General features: G+C 60.6%; 13 protein-coding genes. 12 read left to right on the forward strand and 1 reads right to left on the reverse strand.

Annotated elements, in window-relative coordinates:
• Positions 1-40: 40 nt before the first annotated feature.
• On the reverse strand, positions 41-1,591 hold the full coding sequence (gene norR, locus LOY26_RS04075; RefSeq protein ID WP_186662899.1) for a nitric oxide reductase transcriptional regulator NorR: 1,551 nt from the start codon (positions 1,589-1,591) through the stop codon (positions 41-43).
• Between the two features lie 154 nt (positions 1,592-1,745).
• Here norR and hmpA point away from each other — a divergent pair, with 154 nt between their 5' ends.
• The 12 genes from hmpA (at position 1,746) to LOY26_RS04135 (ending at position 14,121) form a co-directional block, all read left to right on the forward strand.
• Complete coding sequence (gene hmpA / locus LOY26_RS04080) at positions 1,746-2,924, forward strand: NO-inducible flavohemoprotein (protein ID WP_186662900.1); 1,179 nt, start codon at positions 1,746-1,748, stop codon at positions 2,922-2,924.
• A gap of 354 nt (positions 2,925-3,278) precedes the next feature.
• Positions 3,279-3,785, forward strand: coding sequence for a disulfide bond formation protein B (locus tag LOY26_RS04085; RefSeq protein WP_033701229.1), 507 nt, complete (start codon positions 3,279-3,281; stop codon positions 3,783-3,785).
• Between the two features lie 558 nt (positions 3,786-4,343).
• Entirely contained in the window at positions 4,344-5,288 is a 945-nt protein-coding gene (gene cyoA, locus LOY26_RS04090) for a ubiquinol oxidase subunit II (RefSeq protein ID WP_012316183.1), read from the forward strand.
• Between the two features lie 3 nt (positions 5,289-5,291).
• A complete protein-coding gene (cyoB, locus tag LOY26_RS04095) occupies positions 5,292-7,310 on the forward strand; it encodes a cytochrome o ubiquinol oxidase subunit I (protein WP_033701227.1) in 2,019 nt (672 codons plus the stop codon).
• A 3-nt stretch (positions 7,311-7,313) separates the two neighbouring features.
• On the forward strand, positions 7,314-7,937 hold the full coding sequence (gene cyoC / locus LOY26_RS04100) for a cytochrome o ubiquinol oxidase subunit III (protein WP_033701226.1): 624 nt from the start codon (positions 7,314-7,316) through the stop codon (positions 7,935-7,937).
• On the forward strand, positions 7,937-8,269 hold the full coding sequence (cyoD, locus tag LOY26_RS04105) for a cytochrome o ubiquinol oxidase subunit IV (RefSeq protein ID WP_186661044.1): 333 nt from the start codon (positions 7,937-7,939) through the stop codon (positions 8,267-8,269). Before cyoC ends, cyoD begins: the two co-directional genes overlap by 1 nt.
• Before the next feature lie 11 nt (positions 8,270-8,280).
• Positions 8,281-9,168 carry a heme o synthase gene (gene cyoE / locus LOY26_RS04110; protein ID WP_186662901.1) on the forward strand — a complete coding sequence of 296 codons (888 nt, stop codon included), beginning with the start codon at positions 8,281-8,283 and terminating at the stop codon, positions 9,166-9,168.
• Positions 9,169-9,505: 337 nt separating this feature from the next.
• Positions 9,506-10,714, forward strand: coding sequence for an alanine transaminase (gene alaC, locus LOY26_RS04115; protein ID WP_033701220.1), 1,209 nt, complete (start codon positions 9,506-9,508; stop codon positions 10,712-10,714).
• Between the two features lie 113 nt (positions 10,715-10,827).
• Entirely contained in the window at positions 10,828-11,955 is a 1,128-nt protein-coding gene (locus LOY26_RS04120; protein ID WP_186662902.1) for a hypothetical protein, read from the forward strand.
• A 170-nt stretch (positions 11,956-12,125) separates the two neighbouring features.
• Positions 12,126-12,509, forward strand: coding sequence for a YkgJ family cysteine cluster protein (locus LOY26_RS04125; RefSeq protein WP_033701218.1), 384 nt, complete (start codon positions 12,126-12,128; stop codon positions 12,507-12,509).
• Positions 12,510-12,881: 372 nt separating this feature from the next.
• Complete coding sequence (locus LOY26_RS04130) at positions 12,882-13,445, forward strand: GNAT family N-acetyltransferase (RefSeq protein ID WP_027595514.1); 564 nt, start codon at positions 12,882-12,884, stop codon at positions 13,443-13,445.
• Between the two features lie 136 nt (positions 13,446-13,581).
• Positions 13,582-14,121: a hypothetical protein gene (locus LOY26_RS04135; protein WP_033701217.1), complete on the forward strand. Its 540-nt coding sequence runs from the start codon at positions 13,582-13,584 to the stop codon at positions 14,119-14,121.
• Position 14,122: the final 1 nt, after the last annotated feature.

Genomic DNA, 14,122 nt, shown 5'->3' on the forward strand with positions numbered 1-14,122 from the left:
ACCAGATGGCTTTCTGGGTTAATCCTTTGGTAGATAGCCCTCAGCGAAGCCCCAGCCGACGCGCCAGCCGACTGAGGTTGGCGCGGTCCAGGCCCAGTTCGCGCGCAGCGGCGGCCCAGTTTTCTGCATGCCGTTGCAGGCAGTTTTCGATGACCTGGCGTTGGTAGTCATCCATGGCTTCACGCAGCCCACCCTCGGGCAATGACGCCGCTTGCAGCGGGGTGGGTGAGGGCAGGGGGGGCAACGCGGGGGCGGCACGCAAGTCCAGGTCGATGGCATCCAGGGTGAGGATGCGTGGCCGGTCGGGGTGCTGGCCCAGCGCCTTGAGTGCCGAGCGACCGATCAGGTGTTCCAGCTCTCGCACGTTGCCTGGCCAGTCGTAGGCCAGCAGCGCGGCCTGGGCTTCGCTGCTCAGGCGCAGGCTGTTCAGGCCCAGGCGCGAACGGTTCTGTTCGAGGAAATAGCCCGCCAATAGCAGCACATCACGCCCACGTTCACGCAGCGGCGGCACGTGCAGCGGGTACACACTCAGGCGGTGGTAGAAGTCGGCGCGGTAGTTACCGTCGCGTACTTCTGTTGCCAGGTCACGGTTGGTGGCAGCGATCAGGCGCACGTCGACCCGGTGCTCACGGTCCGACCCCAGGCGTTGCAGCTGGCCACTCTGCAGCACCCGCAGCAGCTTGGCTTGCACCATCAGTGGCAGTTCACCGACTTCATCAAGGAACAGCGTGCCGCCATTGGCCAGCTCGAACTTGCCAAGGCGTTCGCCATGGGCGCCGGTGAAGGCGCCGCGCACGTGGCCGAACAGTTCGCTTTCCACCAAGGTGTCGGGCAATGCGGCGCAGTTGAGGCTGACCAGGGGCTTGTCGGCACGGTTGCTGGCCTGGTGCAGGGCCTGGGCCACCAGCTCTTTGCCGACGCCGGTCTCACCGGTGATCAGCACGGTCAGTTCGCTGCCGCCGACCAGGCGTATCTCCTCTTCCAGGCGTTTGTGCGCGGCGCTCTGGCCAATCAGCTGCTTGTCTTGGGTGCTGGCTTGGCGGTAGATCTCGGCGCGGTGGTGTTCGTCTTCTGCGCGCAGGGCCAGGTGCTCGATGCGCTCGGCCACCGTCACCGTGGCGGCGGCCAGGCTGGCGAAGGCCTGCAGGGCATCCAGTTCCAGGCTCTGGAACTGCCCTGGGGTGAGTGCGTCGAGGGTCAGCAGGCCCCACGGGCGTTCGTCGACCATCAAGGGGCAGCCCATGCAGTCATGCACTTCAAGGTCGGCATCGGCGGCGGTGACCAGGCCGTCGTAGGGGTCGGGCAGTTCCGAATCGCTGGGGAAGCGAGTGGGTTGCGGGCGGCTCAACAGGACCTGGAAGCGCGGGTGCTCGCTGACCTTGAAGCGTCGGCCCAGGGTATCGGCGCTCAGCCCATCCACCGCCAGAGGCACCAGCCACTCACCGTCCAGGCGCAGCAGCGCGGCAGCGTCGCAAGGCAACAGCCCACGCATGGCCTGAAGCAGTCGACGGTAACGTTCGTGGTCGCTCAGGTCGCGGGACAGGTCGCTGACCAGAGGGAGGAGGGCGGTGAGCAGGGGCTTTGCAGTCATAAGGACTCCTATTGGTCATTATGACTATACGCCGGCCTGGGTCATTATGACATGGCCTGCGTCAACCCCTTGATTTTGCTGGCGATAAAAGTTGGCACGATTGGTGATATGCCTAATTCAATCATTACAAGCCACAGGTTCAGGAGTCGTTGCAATGCTCAATGCCGAACAACGTGCAATCATCAAGGCCACCGTACCCCTGCTGGAAAGCGGCGGCGAAGCACTGACCACCCACTTCTACAAGATGATGCTCAACGAGTACCCGCAAGTACGCCCGCTGTTCAACCAGGCCCACCAGGCCAGCGGCGACCAGCCACGTGCGTTGGCCAACGGCGTGTTGATGTATGCCCGCCACATCGACCAGCTCGAACAGCTCGGTGGCCTGGTCGGGCAGATCATCAACAAGCACGTCGCGCTGCAGATCCTCCCGGAGCACTACCCGATCGTAGGCAGCTGCCTGCTGCGTGCCATCGAAGAAGTGCTCGGCAAGGAAATCGCCACCCCTGAAGTGATCGCTGCCTGGGGCGCCGCGTATGGCCAGTTGGCCGACATCCTCATCGGCGCCGAAGAAAGCCTCTATAAAGAGAAGGAACAAGCCGCCGGTGGCTGGCGCGGTACCCGCGCGTTTCGCCTGGTACGCCGCGAGCAGGAGAGCAGCGAGATCGTCTCGTTCTACTTCGCGCCGGTGGATGGCAAGCCGGTGCTCAAAGCCGAGCCAGGGCAGTACATTGGCCTGCAGTTGTTCATTGACGGTGCCGAGCAGCGTCGCAACTACTCCTTGTCGTCCCTGTGCGACGGCAAGCAATACCGCATCAGCGTCAAGCGCGAAGCCGGCGGCAAGGTCTCCAATTACCTGCACGACGAATTGGTCGTGGGCGAGACGTTGCAACTGTTCCCGCCAGCGGGCGATTTTACCCTGGCCGCCAGCGACAAGCCGCTGGTGCTGATCAGTGGTGGTGTGGGTATCACCCCGACCCTGGCGATGCTTGAAGCGGCGCTTGCGACCCAGCGCCCGGTGCATTTCATCCACTGCGCGCGCAACGGTGCCGTGCACGCCTTCCGTGACTGGATCGATGGGCTGGCCGAGCGCCACCCGCAGCTCAAGCGCTTCTATTGCTACGCAGAGCAGGATGCCGACGACCAGGCCGATGCCGTGGGCCTGCTGAGCCAGGAGCTGTTGGCGCAGTGGCTGGGGCGTGAGCGTGACGTCGATGCCTACTTCCTCGGGCCCAAGGGCTTCATGGCAGTGATCAAACGTCACCTCAAGGGCCTGGGCGTGCCTGAACAGCAGAGCCGCTACGAGTTCTTCGGGCCGGCGGCAGCGCTGGAGTAACTTGCGCCTATTGTGGGTAGGCGCCCCGACAAGGCCGTGCCTGCCCAGAGCACCTCATCTATATAAAGGAGAGATGAAACAGGCCCCGAACCTTTCATCTTTAATCCTCCTTTAATCACGGTATCCTTCACTCCCGGGTGTCGAGGGGCTTGCTCCTGTGCGGCACCCGGGTAGCCGCTTTTTTGCCGTGGGGCGTTGAACCGACGTCGCCAAGGCCGGTCTCAGCCATCTCCGGATAACCCGCGCAGTGCCATCACGCCGCCACCTCGGCACGCTCAAAAGGCCCTGCCCAGCGTGTAGAATTGCGCACAGGCAGGCGGACCACGCGGCCACTATCCATCGAAGGAATCGGCAATGAACGAACAAACATCGCGCCTGAATCGGGAACGGCGCTTTCTGGTGCTGCTAGGGCTGATCTGCCTGTCGCTGATCGGTGGCGCCCTCTATATGCAAGTGGTGCTGGGCGAGGCGCCTTGCCCGCTGTGCATCCTGCAGCGCTATGCCCTTCTGTTTATCGCCGTGTTCGCCTTCATCGCCGCCGCGATGCCGGGGCGCCGCAGCCTGACCTTGTTCGAAGGCCTGGTGGTGCTCAGCGCGGTGGGCGGAATCGTTGCGGCCGGCAACCATGTGTATATACTCGCCAACCCCATGGTCAGTTGCGGCATCGATACCCTGCAGCCAATCGTCGATGACCTGCCCCTGGCCAAGCTGTGGCCACTGGCGTTCCAGGTCGACGGCTTCTGCAGCACGCCGTACCCACCGATCCTCGGTCTGTCGCTGGCGCAATGGGCACTGGTCGCGTTCGTGCTCACCGCCATTCTGGTACCGCTGGGTATCTACCGCAACCGACGTCAGTCTTAGACAAAAGTCCCGAATTGTGTGAGGTCTTTTGCACCGCGTGAGATGCGCAGAAAGTTGCTCCCCGCTTGATCCAGATCAATCACGAAGCCTTGTAGAATGCGGCTTTGAGGGCTACCGGGCGGGGTGCGACAAACTGTCGCGAAGTTGATTCTTCGGGGTGCATTGTTACGTATTCTGTAAAAGACTGTTGCTCAATAAGTCATAGTCAAGGGTTGGCGACCTATCTACAATCGCCCCCAATTTCCGTTCGGCACTGCTTGCGAGTCGCAGGATTGAAGGAAGCCCCAGCGCTCCCTTTTGCTGACTTCGTCAAGTTTCGCCCAGCGGCGATACCGAGCGGACACCCCTCCGCGTTTTCCCGCACCAAATGGACTTGGTCTGAAGTACAGGCCTGTTGCCTACGAAACCATAAGCACCGCTAACACGCTTGAGCCAAGGTCCTGCAGTCGGACCCCAGGCAGGAGCGAGTACGGGCGCGAAATGCCTCACTTGGCAGGACGAAGTGTTGGCTACCAAAACACAAATTGCATTGAAGCAAGCTGATCTAGAGGTCGTGAGATGAGTAAAAAGCGTTACCCCAGACTGTTTGGCATATTGCCCTTTTTAGGCATGCTTTTACTCAGTGGGTGCAACTGGACCCTGCTCGACCCGAAAGGTCAGGTCGGCATTGAGCAAAAGAACCTCATCCTCATCGCTACCGGCCTGATGCTGCTGGTGGTGATTCCGGTCATCATCATGACCGTGGCGTTCGCCTGGAAGTACCGTGCTTCCAACAAGGCTGCGACCTACACGCCTGACTGGTCGCACTCGACCAAGATCGAGGCTGCGGTGTGGATCATCCCGATCCTGATCATCATCGCGCTGGGTTATGTCACCTACAAGTCCACCCACAAGCTGGACCCGTATCGTCCGCTGGATTCGGACGTCAAGCCGATCCAGATCGACGTGGTCGCACTGGACTGGAAGTGGCTGTTCATCTACCCGGAGCAGGGCATCGCGACGGTCAACAAGATCAACTTCCCGGCTAACACTCCGGTCAACTTCCGCGTCACCTCCGACGCCGTGATGAACTCGTTCTTCATCCCGGGCCTGGGCGGCCAGATCTACGCCATGGCCGGCATGACCACCAAGCTGCACCTGATCGCCAACGAGAACGGTGTGTTTGACGGTATCAGCGCCAACTACAGCGGTGCTGGCTTCACCGGCATGAAATTCAAGGCTACTGCCACTTCCCAGGAAGACTTCGACAAGTGGGTCGCCGAAGTGAAGCAGTCGCCTCTGAAACTGGGCAAGGCCGAGTACGAAGCACTGGCCAAGCCTAGCGAATACAACCCAGTCGCGCTGTACAGCGAGGCGCCAGCGGAGCTGTTCCAGACCATCGTCGACAAGTACGAAGGCATGAACCGCGGCAAGCCGGTCCACGAAGAAGCAGGCAGCAAAGATCTGGCCACCACCACGGGTGTGGAATCGAGTACGCAACCAGCTGCCGGTGCAGAGGAGTAAGAGATGTTCGGTAAATTAAGCCTGGAGGCGATACCCTATCACGAGCCGATAGTCATGGTGACGCTTGCCATGATCGCGCTCGGCGGTATCGCTGTCGTCGGCCTTATCACCTATTTCCGCAAGTGGACCTACTTGTGGACCGAGTGGCTGACCACGGTCGACCACAAGAAAATCGGGGTGATGTACATCATCGTCGCGATGATCATGCTGCTGCGCGGCTTTGCCGACGCCATCATGATGCGTACACAGCTCGCTGCTGCTACCGGCGGCTCCGAAGGCTACCTGCCGCCTGAACACTATGACCAGATCTTCACCGCTCACGGTGTGATCATGATCATCTTCATGGCGATGCCGTTCTTCACCGGCCTGATGAACCTTGCGGTTCCTCTGCAGATCGGTGCACGTGACGTTGCCTTCCCGTTCCTGAACTCCCTGAGCTTCTACCTGCTGCTGGCAGGCGTGCTGCTGGTCAACATCTCCCTGGGCGTCGGCGAATTCGCCAAGACCGGTTGGGTTGCCTATCCGCCGCTCGCGGGCATTCAGTACAGCCCTGGAGTGGGTGTCGACTACTACATCTGGGCGCTACAGCTCTCCGGATTGGGTACGACGCTTACCGGTGTGAACTTCCTCGTCACCGTGATGAAGATGCGCGCACCTGGCATGAAACTGATGGACATGCCGATCTTCACCTGGACCTGCACCTGGGCCAACGTGCTGATCGTTGCTTCCTTCCCGATTCTGACCGCTGCACTCGCTCTGCTGACTGTTGACCGTTATCTGGACTTCCATATTTTCACCAACGAGCTTGGTGGGAACCCGATGATGTACGTCAACCTGTTCTGGGCGTGGGGTCACCCTGAGGTCTACATCCTGATTCTGCCGGCCTTCGGCGTGTTCTCGGAAGTGACTTCGACCTTCTCCGGCAAGCGTCTGTTTGGCCACCACTCGATGATCTACGCATCGGGCGCAATCGCCATCCTGGGCTTCGCGGTATGGCTGCACCACTTCTTCACCATGGGTGCCGGCGCCAGCGTCAACACCTTCTTCGGCCTGGCGACGATGCTGATCTCCATTCCGACGGGTGTGAAGTTGTTCAACTGGCTGTTCACCATGTACCAGGGCCGTGTGCGCTTCACCGCGCCGATGCTGTGGACCCTGGGCTTCATGATCACCTTCTCCATCGGTGGCATGACCGGCGTTCTGCTGGCAGTACCAGGTGCCGACTTCGTTCTGCACAACAGCCTGTTCGTAATTGCTCACTTCCACAACGTGATCATCGGTGGTGCGGTATTCGGCTACATCGCCGGCTTCGCCTACTGGTTCCCGAAAGCCTTCGGTTTCACCCTGAACGAGAAGTGGGGCAAAGCTGCCTTCTGGTTCTGGATCTCGGGCTTCTACGTTGCGTTCATGCCGCTGTACGCCCTGGGCTTCATGGGCATGACCCGTCGTCTGAACCACTCCGACAACCCACTGTGGGAACCCTACCTGTACGTAGCCGTTGTCGGCGCCGTGCTGATCCTGTTCGGTATCGCTTGCCAGCTGATCCAGCTCTACGTTTCGGTCCGCGACCGCAACCAGAACCTGGACGTGACCGGCGACCCATGGGGCGGTCGTACCCTGGAATGGTCGACTTCGTCGCCACCTCCGTTCTACAACTTCGCCCACATGCCTGAGCAGGTTGGTCTGGATGCATGGCATGAATCCAAGGAAACCGGCGTTGCCTACAAGCCGGCGACCAAGTTCGACGCCATCCACATGCCGAGCAACACCTCTACCGGTTTGTTCATGGGCCTGTTCCTGACCGTCTTCGGCTTTGCCTTCATCTGGCACATCTGGTGGCTGGTTGGCGCAAGCCTGGTTGCAACCATCGCTGTCTTCGTTCGCCACGCCGCGCGTGACGACCAGGGCTTCATGGTTCCGGCCGAAGAAGTGGCGCGCATCGAAGGCGAGCGCATGAAAGCGCTGGCCAAAGCAGGTGCTCTGCCTGCCGGCGCACGTGTCGAATCGTTTGAGCGGGTGTAATCAATGTCCAGTCAAGTAATGCACGGCGCTGCTCATGGTCACGACCATGGGCATGACGACCACCACCACGACTCGGGCCAGATGACCGTACTCGGTTTCTGGCTGTACCTGATGACCGACTGCATCCTGTTTGCGTCGCTCTTCGCCACCTACGCGGTGCTGTCCGGCAGTTTTGCCGGCGGCCCGTCGGGTCATGACATCTTCCAGCTCGATTTCGTGCTGGTAGAAACCGCGTTCCTGCTGCTGTCCTCGATCACCTTCGGCTTCGCCATGCTGAAGATGTTCGCTGGCAATAAAGCAGGTGTACTGGGCTGGTTGGCTGTGACCTTCCTGTTCGGTGCAGGCTTCATCGCGATGGAAATCTATGAATTCCATCACCTGATCGCCGAGGGCTTCGGCCCGCAGCGCAGTGGCTTCCTGTCGGCGTTCTTCGCGCTGGTCGGTACCCACGGTCTGCACGTGACTGCCGGCCTGATCTGGATGGCAATCATGATGTACCAGATCAACAAGCACGGCATCACGCCGACCGCCAAGACCCGCATGAGCTGCCTGAGCCTGTTCTGGCACTTCCTGGACGTGGTCTGGATCTGCGTATTCACCGTCGTTTACCTGCTGGGGGTTCTGTAATGGCTAACGCACACGACACTCATCACGAAGGTAATCACGGTAGCGTGAAGTCCTACATGATCGGCTTTGTTCTGTCGATCATCCTGACCGCGATCCCGTTCGGCCTGGTGATGTTTCCAAGCCTGCCGAAGAACCTGACCGTCCTGGTCGTGGTGGCCATGGCCGTCATCCAGGTGGTAGTGCACCTTGTGTACTTCCTGCACATGGACCGCTCGCAAGAGCAGCGTTCCAACGTGTCGACGTTCCTGTTCACCGCCATGGTAATTGCACTGCTGGTCGGCCTGTCGCTGTGGATCATGTTCAACATCCACATCGAAATGATGGCCAAGTGAGGTAAGACTGCATGTCCGTTAAGCACTTTATCCAAATCACCAAACCGGGGATCATTTTCGGTAACGTGCTTTCCGTGGCAGGCGGATTCTTCCTTGCCGCGAAGGGCCATGTGGACTTCGCCCTGTTCCTGGCGGTGGTGGTTGGTACTTCCCTGGTGGTGGCGTCCGGTTGTGTGTTCAACAACTGCATCGACCGCGACATCGACATCAAGATGGAACGTACCAAGAACCGCGTCATGGTCCAGGGCGGCATGTCGCTGACCCTCGCGCTGATCTACGCCACCCTGCTTGGGGTGGCGGGTTTCAGCCTGCTGTATGTCCAGGCCAACCCACTGTCGGCGTTCTGTGCGCTGATCGGTTTCATCGTCTACGTCGGTTTCTACAGCCTCTGGCTGAAGCGTAAATCGGTGCACGGCACGTTGGTCGGCAGCCTGTCCGGTGCCATGCCTCCGGTGATCGGCTACTGCGCCGTCAGCAACAGCTTCGACCTGGCTGCAGTGACCCTGCTGGTGATGTTCAGCCTGTGGCAGATGCCGCACAGCTTCGCGATCGCCATCTTCCGCTTCAAGGATTACAGCGCTGCCAACATCCCGGTTCTGCCGGTGGCGCGCGGCATTCTTGCTGCCAAGAAGCAGATCGTGCTGTACGTGCTGGCCTTCGTGCTCGCGACCCTGATGCTTACCCTCGGCGGTTACGCCGGCTTCGGCTACATGGCCGTGGCGGCAGCCATGGGCCTGTACTGGCTGTACATGGCCTGGGGTGGCTACAAGGCCGAGGACGACAGCAAGTGGGCCCGCAAGGTGTTTGGCTTCTCCATCCTCACCGTTACCGCCCTGAGCGTGATGATGTCGGTGGACAGCCAGACCGCTGCGGACGTGCTGATGACCTACGCACGCTGATACCGCTGCCTGTTACACGAAAACCCCGGCCATGTGCCGGGGTTTTTTTATGGGTGTTCTCCTGTGCCGGCCTCTTCGCGGGGCAAGCCCGCTTCCACAGGTGTAGGGCAAGTCCCAATGCCTGTGTATAACCCTGTGGGAGCGGGCTTGCCCCGCGAAGAGGCCGGCCCTGAAAACATAAAATTCTAATTTTCAAAAAATACATCTGAAAAAATATAATAAAACAGGAAATTGTCATTTACAGGTATCCTGTTTCGGCACTATCTTCTGATCCAGGCCGCTATATCGGCCAACGTCGCTCGGACGGTTCCGGGCGCTTACGTCTGCAGAGGAAACCATGGCCAACCCAGGTTTGCCGCGCCGCTTCGCGCGCATCGATCGTCTCCCCCCTTACGTCTTCAACATCACTGCCGAGCTCAAGATGGCCGCCCGCCGCCGTGGCGAAGACATCATCGACCTGAGCATGGGCAACCCCGATGGCGCCACCCCGCCGCACATCGTCGAGAAGCTGGTGCAGGTCGCCCAGCGCGAAGACACCCACGGCTACTCCACCTCCCGCGGCATCCCACGCCTGCGTCGGGCCATCTCCAATTGGTACAAGGAGCGCTACGAGGTCGACATCGACCCGGAAAGCGAAGCCATCGTCACCATCGGCTCCAAGGAAGGCCTGGCCCACCTGATGCTCGCCACCCTCGACCAGGGCGACACGGTGCTGGTACCCAACCCCAGCTACCCGATCCATATCTATGGTGCAGTGATAGCCGGTGCCCAGGTGCGTTCGGTGCCACTGGTGCCGGGTGTGGATTTTTTCAATGAGCTCGAACGGGCCATTCGCGAGTCCATCCCCAAGCCGAAGATGATGATCCTCGGCTTCCCGTCCAACCCCACCGCGCAGTGCGTCGAGCTGGACTTCTTCGAGCGGGTGGTGGCCCTGGCCAAGCAGTATGACGTGCTGGTGGTGCATGACCTGGCCTACGCCGATATCGTCTACGACGGTTGGAAAGCGCCGTCGATCATGCAGGTGCCCGGGGCCAAAGACATCGCGGTGGAGTTCTTCACCTTGTCCAAAAGCTACAACATGGCCGGCTGGCGTATCGGCTTCATGGTGGGTAACCCAGAGCTGGTCAATGCCCTGGCACGCATCAAGAGCTACCACGACTACGGCACCTTCACGCCCTTGCAGGTGGCCGCCATCGCCGCGCTGGAAGGTGACCAACAGTGCGTGCGGGACATCGCCGAGCAGTATCGTCAACGCCGTAACCTGCTGGTGAAGGGCTTGCACGAGCTGGGTTGGATGGTCGAGAACCCCAAGGCGTCGATGTACGTCTGGGCGAAGATTCCGCCGGAGTATGCGCACCTGGGCTCGCTGGAGTTTTCCAAGAAGCTGCTGGCCGAGGCCAAGGTCTGCGTGTCGCCAGGTATTGGCTTTGGTGATTACGGTGACGACCACGTGCGCTTTGCTCTGATCGAGAACCAGGACCGTATTCGCCAGGCGATCCGCGGTATCCGTCAGATGTTCAGGGCCGACGGCCTGACCCACAAGTAAACCGCGCGGGGCCGCAACGCGGCCCCCATCGGGCAGGAGGTTGGCCTTCCGTCTGCCTGCCCGTTATGCACGCCAATACCTTCAGCACTCATTCTTCCTGTTCAGGTATTCAAATGAGTGTATTCACAGCCTATTTCTGCGGTACCGCTTCCAACCGTTTCGATGATGCAAACCCCAATTTCTGGAACGGTGAACTGGTCTCGACGTTGGCCAGCAACGATAAAGGGTTCGAGTTCGCTCATTGGATTGCAGTCGATGGGCCTGGTAGCGGCAACCTTCAGGACGACAACCTGTTCGTCGAGCCAGGCGGCTACTTCAACTGGAGTGGCCAGTTGTTCGGCCGCGGCTGGGAAGAAAACGTGAACCATGTGCTGCAAGTCATCAAGGGCGAAAGTAACTGGCAGCGCACCAAGCTTAGCGAGGAAGCATACACAAAGCTCAAAGACGCGGGCGTACCGATCCCGGATGCGTCCGCAACGGCATCCTGGTTCTGGCGAACCTACGACTATGGAGACCGCCACCCAACCCCGCAGGAATTGCAGGAGCGGATCATCAGCATGTTCCGCAAGCCGCGCCTGCCCACCCAGGTCAACCTGGTGGGCTGGAGCCGGGGTGGTATCAGTTGCCATATGCTGGCCAATGCGATGGCGCAAGACCCGGTGCTGCGGGGTATCCCGGTCAACATTTTTGCCATCGACCCGGTGCCAGGCATTGGCAACATCCAGACGCAACGGGTGAAACTGGCGGGCAATGTCAGAGAGTACGTCGGTTTCTATTCGCGGGATGAGCGCTCCAAAGGTTTTGCCTGCGTGATCCCCTCTGTAGAGAGCGGCACGCACATGTGCATTTATCCGATGCCGGGCCGGCATGCCACCTTGGTCGGCAATGCGTCGGTCGATGGCGCGGGCGACGGCAAAGTGCTGACTGAGCCCGGTTTGATCGTGCGGCATTTCGCCGAAGTGTGCCTGACCCGTTGGGGTGTCGATTTGGACAGGCGACTGGCGCTGGATGACGACCAGTTGATGCGGCATCACCTGGCCATGGCCACTGCCGATGAGCAATACCAGGCCATGCGTAGCCAGTCGTATACCGTCTTCACCGAAGGCAGCAAGGACGACCGGCTGGTGCACTGCGGCGAAGCCCAGGCGCACTTCAGCCAAGTGAGCGGCGAAAGCTATGACCCAGGCGAAGGCCTTGGCTTGCAACACTGGGATGCCAGCACTTACAAGGCCCTGCGATAGGTCAGGCGGGCGGCCATCCAGTGAGCTGGCCGCCTGTTTTTCGGGCTTCGGGCTGCCCGGATCAGCGGCGATTTTTTTTGCATTGCCCCTCTATCCAGCCGGCCCCGGTTGGATTGAAAATGGCGCAGCGGGCCCTGCCCCGATAACAACAACCTTCCCTCCGTGGCCTCATGTCCGAATATAACCCTTGCCTTGACTGCGGCGCCTGCTGCGGGTACTTCCGTGTGTCCTTCTTCTGGGGCGAATGCCAGTCTGCCGGGGGCGTTGTGCCTGACGACCTGGTGGTGCAGATCAACCCCACCCGGGTCGCCATGATCGGCACCGATGCCAAGCCTTGCCGCTGCGTGAGCCTTGCGGGCGAGATTGGCAAAGAGGTGGCGTGTACCATTTACGCCAACCGCTCGAGCCCTTGCCGAGAGTTTGAAGCGTCGTGGGAGGGTGGGGTGCATAACCCCAGCTGCGACGATGCTCGCGCGGCCTATGGGCTACCGCCGCTGACCCCGCCAGGGGCTAACGAGCCACATTGGCCGGATGACGGGGCTGAGGTAGCTTGAGGTTACTGAGTGGCCTGTATCCGCGAGAGGGTCATCCTGAATGGCCTGTCGGGGCGCGAGTAATGGCTGAAAGGTGCATGACGCAAGGGCTGCAGCGCTCTTGAGATCGAGCGCCGCCCGCGCGGCGCATTGGGTGCAGCTTGGGGCCCTCAAGTGGGCTGCGTAGCAGCCCATCCAGCCATGCTTTGCGCAAAGCCGGAGCAAGGGTTGCACCCATCCGGCAGGCTGGTTATCACGATCACGATCACGCTTTGCGCCCCACCGCAAGACCCCAAAATGATCCCCAAAACACTATAAAAACCCAAGGCATCCCCCAGCCGCCCCGCTTGACGTTAAACTGTCATCTCCCCAGCAATGGACAGGAGATCCGGCGTGACCCCACCCCGCAGTTTCCCCAGTGACCTCTGCCTCGACAGCCCCCGCCTGCAATTGCGCCCGATGCGCCATGGCGATGCCGCGCAATGGCTGGCGATCATGGCCGACCCCGAGGTCATGCGTTATTGGCATCATGCACCCTGGCAAGACCTTGCCGAGGCTGAAAGCGCACTGGCCGCTGACCGCGAAGCCTATGCCAATGGCGACCAGCTCAAGCTAGGCATGTACCGCCGTGACAACGGCGAACTGATCGGCATGGTCCAACTGTTCAATATCGACGACGTTTCCCGCCGTGGCGAAATCGGCTACTGCCTGGCCAGCGCCGTACAGGGCAGGGGCTACATGGACGAGGCATTGACCTGCTTCATCGACTACCTTGCCCATACCCTGCACATGCGCCGCCTTGAGGGCGAAATCGACCCGCGCAACCAGGGTTCGGCACGCACGCTGGAGCGTCAAGGCTTCGTGCTCGAAGGCACCTTGCGGGCGCGTTGGTGCGTGGCCGGCGAGCTGTCCGACTCGGGTATCTACGGCTTGCTGCTGGAGCCACCTGTTGCTTGATGTTGTAGCGAGCATCAACGCCCGCCGAGTATCACACCACCGTAGTTGGCCTTTCGCGGCACCTACTTAGATCTGGAAGCGGGGCAGGGCCTGGGTTATGGTCGCAGCCTGTCCCGTTTTCCCCCAGGTGTGCCCCTTGCCCGTTTTCTACCTGAGCATCAGCCTGCTTTTGTACTTGCTCGCGCTTTTTTTCGATGGCGCGCTGATGAGTGGCGGCCGCCACATGCCGGCCTTGCAGATGTTGCTGTATGGGCCCTGGGGCATGCCGTTCGGGTTGTACCAGTGGTTTGCCAACCCGTTGTTGGCGGTGGCAATTCTTGCCCACCAGCGGTTCCGTCGGATGGCGTTGGGGTGCGGGCTGGCCGCGCTGTATCTGGCCGCCAGCAGCTTTGGCATCGACCGCCTGCCAGACAGCCAGAGCTACGACTTCAATGCACGCACCGGCTTTGGTGCGGGCTTTTATCTGTGGCTTGCGGCGATCGTAGTGTTCTGCGCGGGCCAGGCCTGGCATTGCTGGAAGGCCCGCAGCGCAGCCGACATGCCTGGCTGGCGCTGGCTTGATGTGGCCTTGATTGCTGCGCTGGGGGTGGCGTTGTATGCCGCCACGCAGATGCCGTCGTTGCGTTTCGAGCCGGGCAAGGTGCTGATGCCGCCGGAGCAACCGCAGTCATTTTGAT

The sequence above is a fragment of the Pseudomonas sp. B21-047 genome, from assembly GCF_024748775.1.
Taxonomy (GTDB): Bacteria; Pseudomonadota; Gammaproteobacteria; order Pseudomonadales; family Pseudomonadaceae; genus Aquipseudomonas; species Aquipseudomonas capeferrum.

What these genes read in the sequence shown, in the direction of transcription:
- cyoE (WP_186662901.1), top strand. Translation starts at nt 8,281, where the DNA reads ATGTCCGTTAAGCACTTTATCCAAATCACCAAACCGGGGATCATTTTC.
- alaC (WP_033701220.1), top strand. Translation starts at nt 9,506, where the DNA reads ATGGCCAACCCAGGTTTGCCGCGCCGCTTCGCGCGCATCGATCGTCTC.
- LOY26_RS04120 (WP_186662902.1), top strand. Translation starts at nt 10,828, where the DNA reads ATGAGTGTATTCACAGCCTATTTCTGCGGTACCGCTTCCAACCGTTTC.
- cyoB (WP_033701227.1), top strand. Translation starts at nt 5,292, where the DNA reads ATGTTCGGTAAATTAAGCCTGGAGGCGATACCCTATCACGAGCCGATA.
- LOY26_RS04085 (WP_033701229.1), top strand. Translation starts at nt 3,279, where the DNA reads ATGAACGAACAAACATCGCGCCTGAATCGGGAACGGCGCTTTCTGGTG.
- LOY26_RS04125 (WP_033701218.1), top strand. Translation starts at nt 12,126, where the DNA reads ATGTCCGAATATAACCCTTGCCTTGACTGCGGCGCCTGCTGCGGGTAC.
- cyoC (WP_033701226.1), top strand. Translation starts at nt 7,314, where the DNA reads ATGTCCAGTCAAGTAATGCACGGCGCTGCTCATGGTCACGACCATGGG.
- cyoD (WP_186661044.1), top strand. Translation starts at nt 7,937, where the DNA reads ATGGCTAACGCACACGACACTCATCACGAAGGTAATCACGGTAGCGTG.
- cyoA (WP_012316183.1), top strand. Translation starts at nt 4,344, where the DNA reads ATGAGTAAAAAGCGTTACCCCAGACTGTTTGGCATATTGCCCTTTTTA.
- norR (WP_186662899.1), bottom strand. Translation starts at nt 1,591, where the DNA reads ATGACTGCAAAGCCCCTGCTCACCGCCCTCCTCCCTCTGGTCAGCGAC.
- hmpA (WP_186662900.1), top strand. Translation starts at nt 1,746, where the DNA reads ATGCTCAATGCCGAACAACGTGCAATCATCAAGGCCACCGTACCCCTG.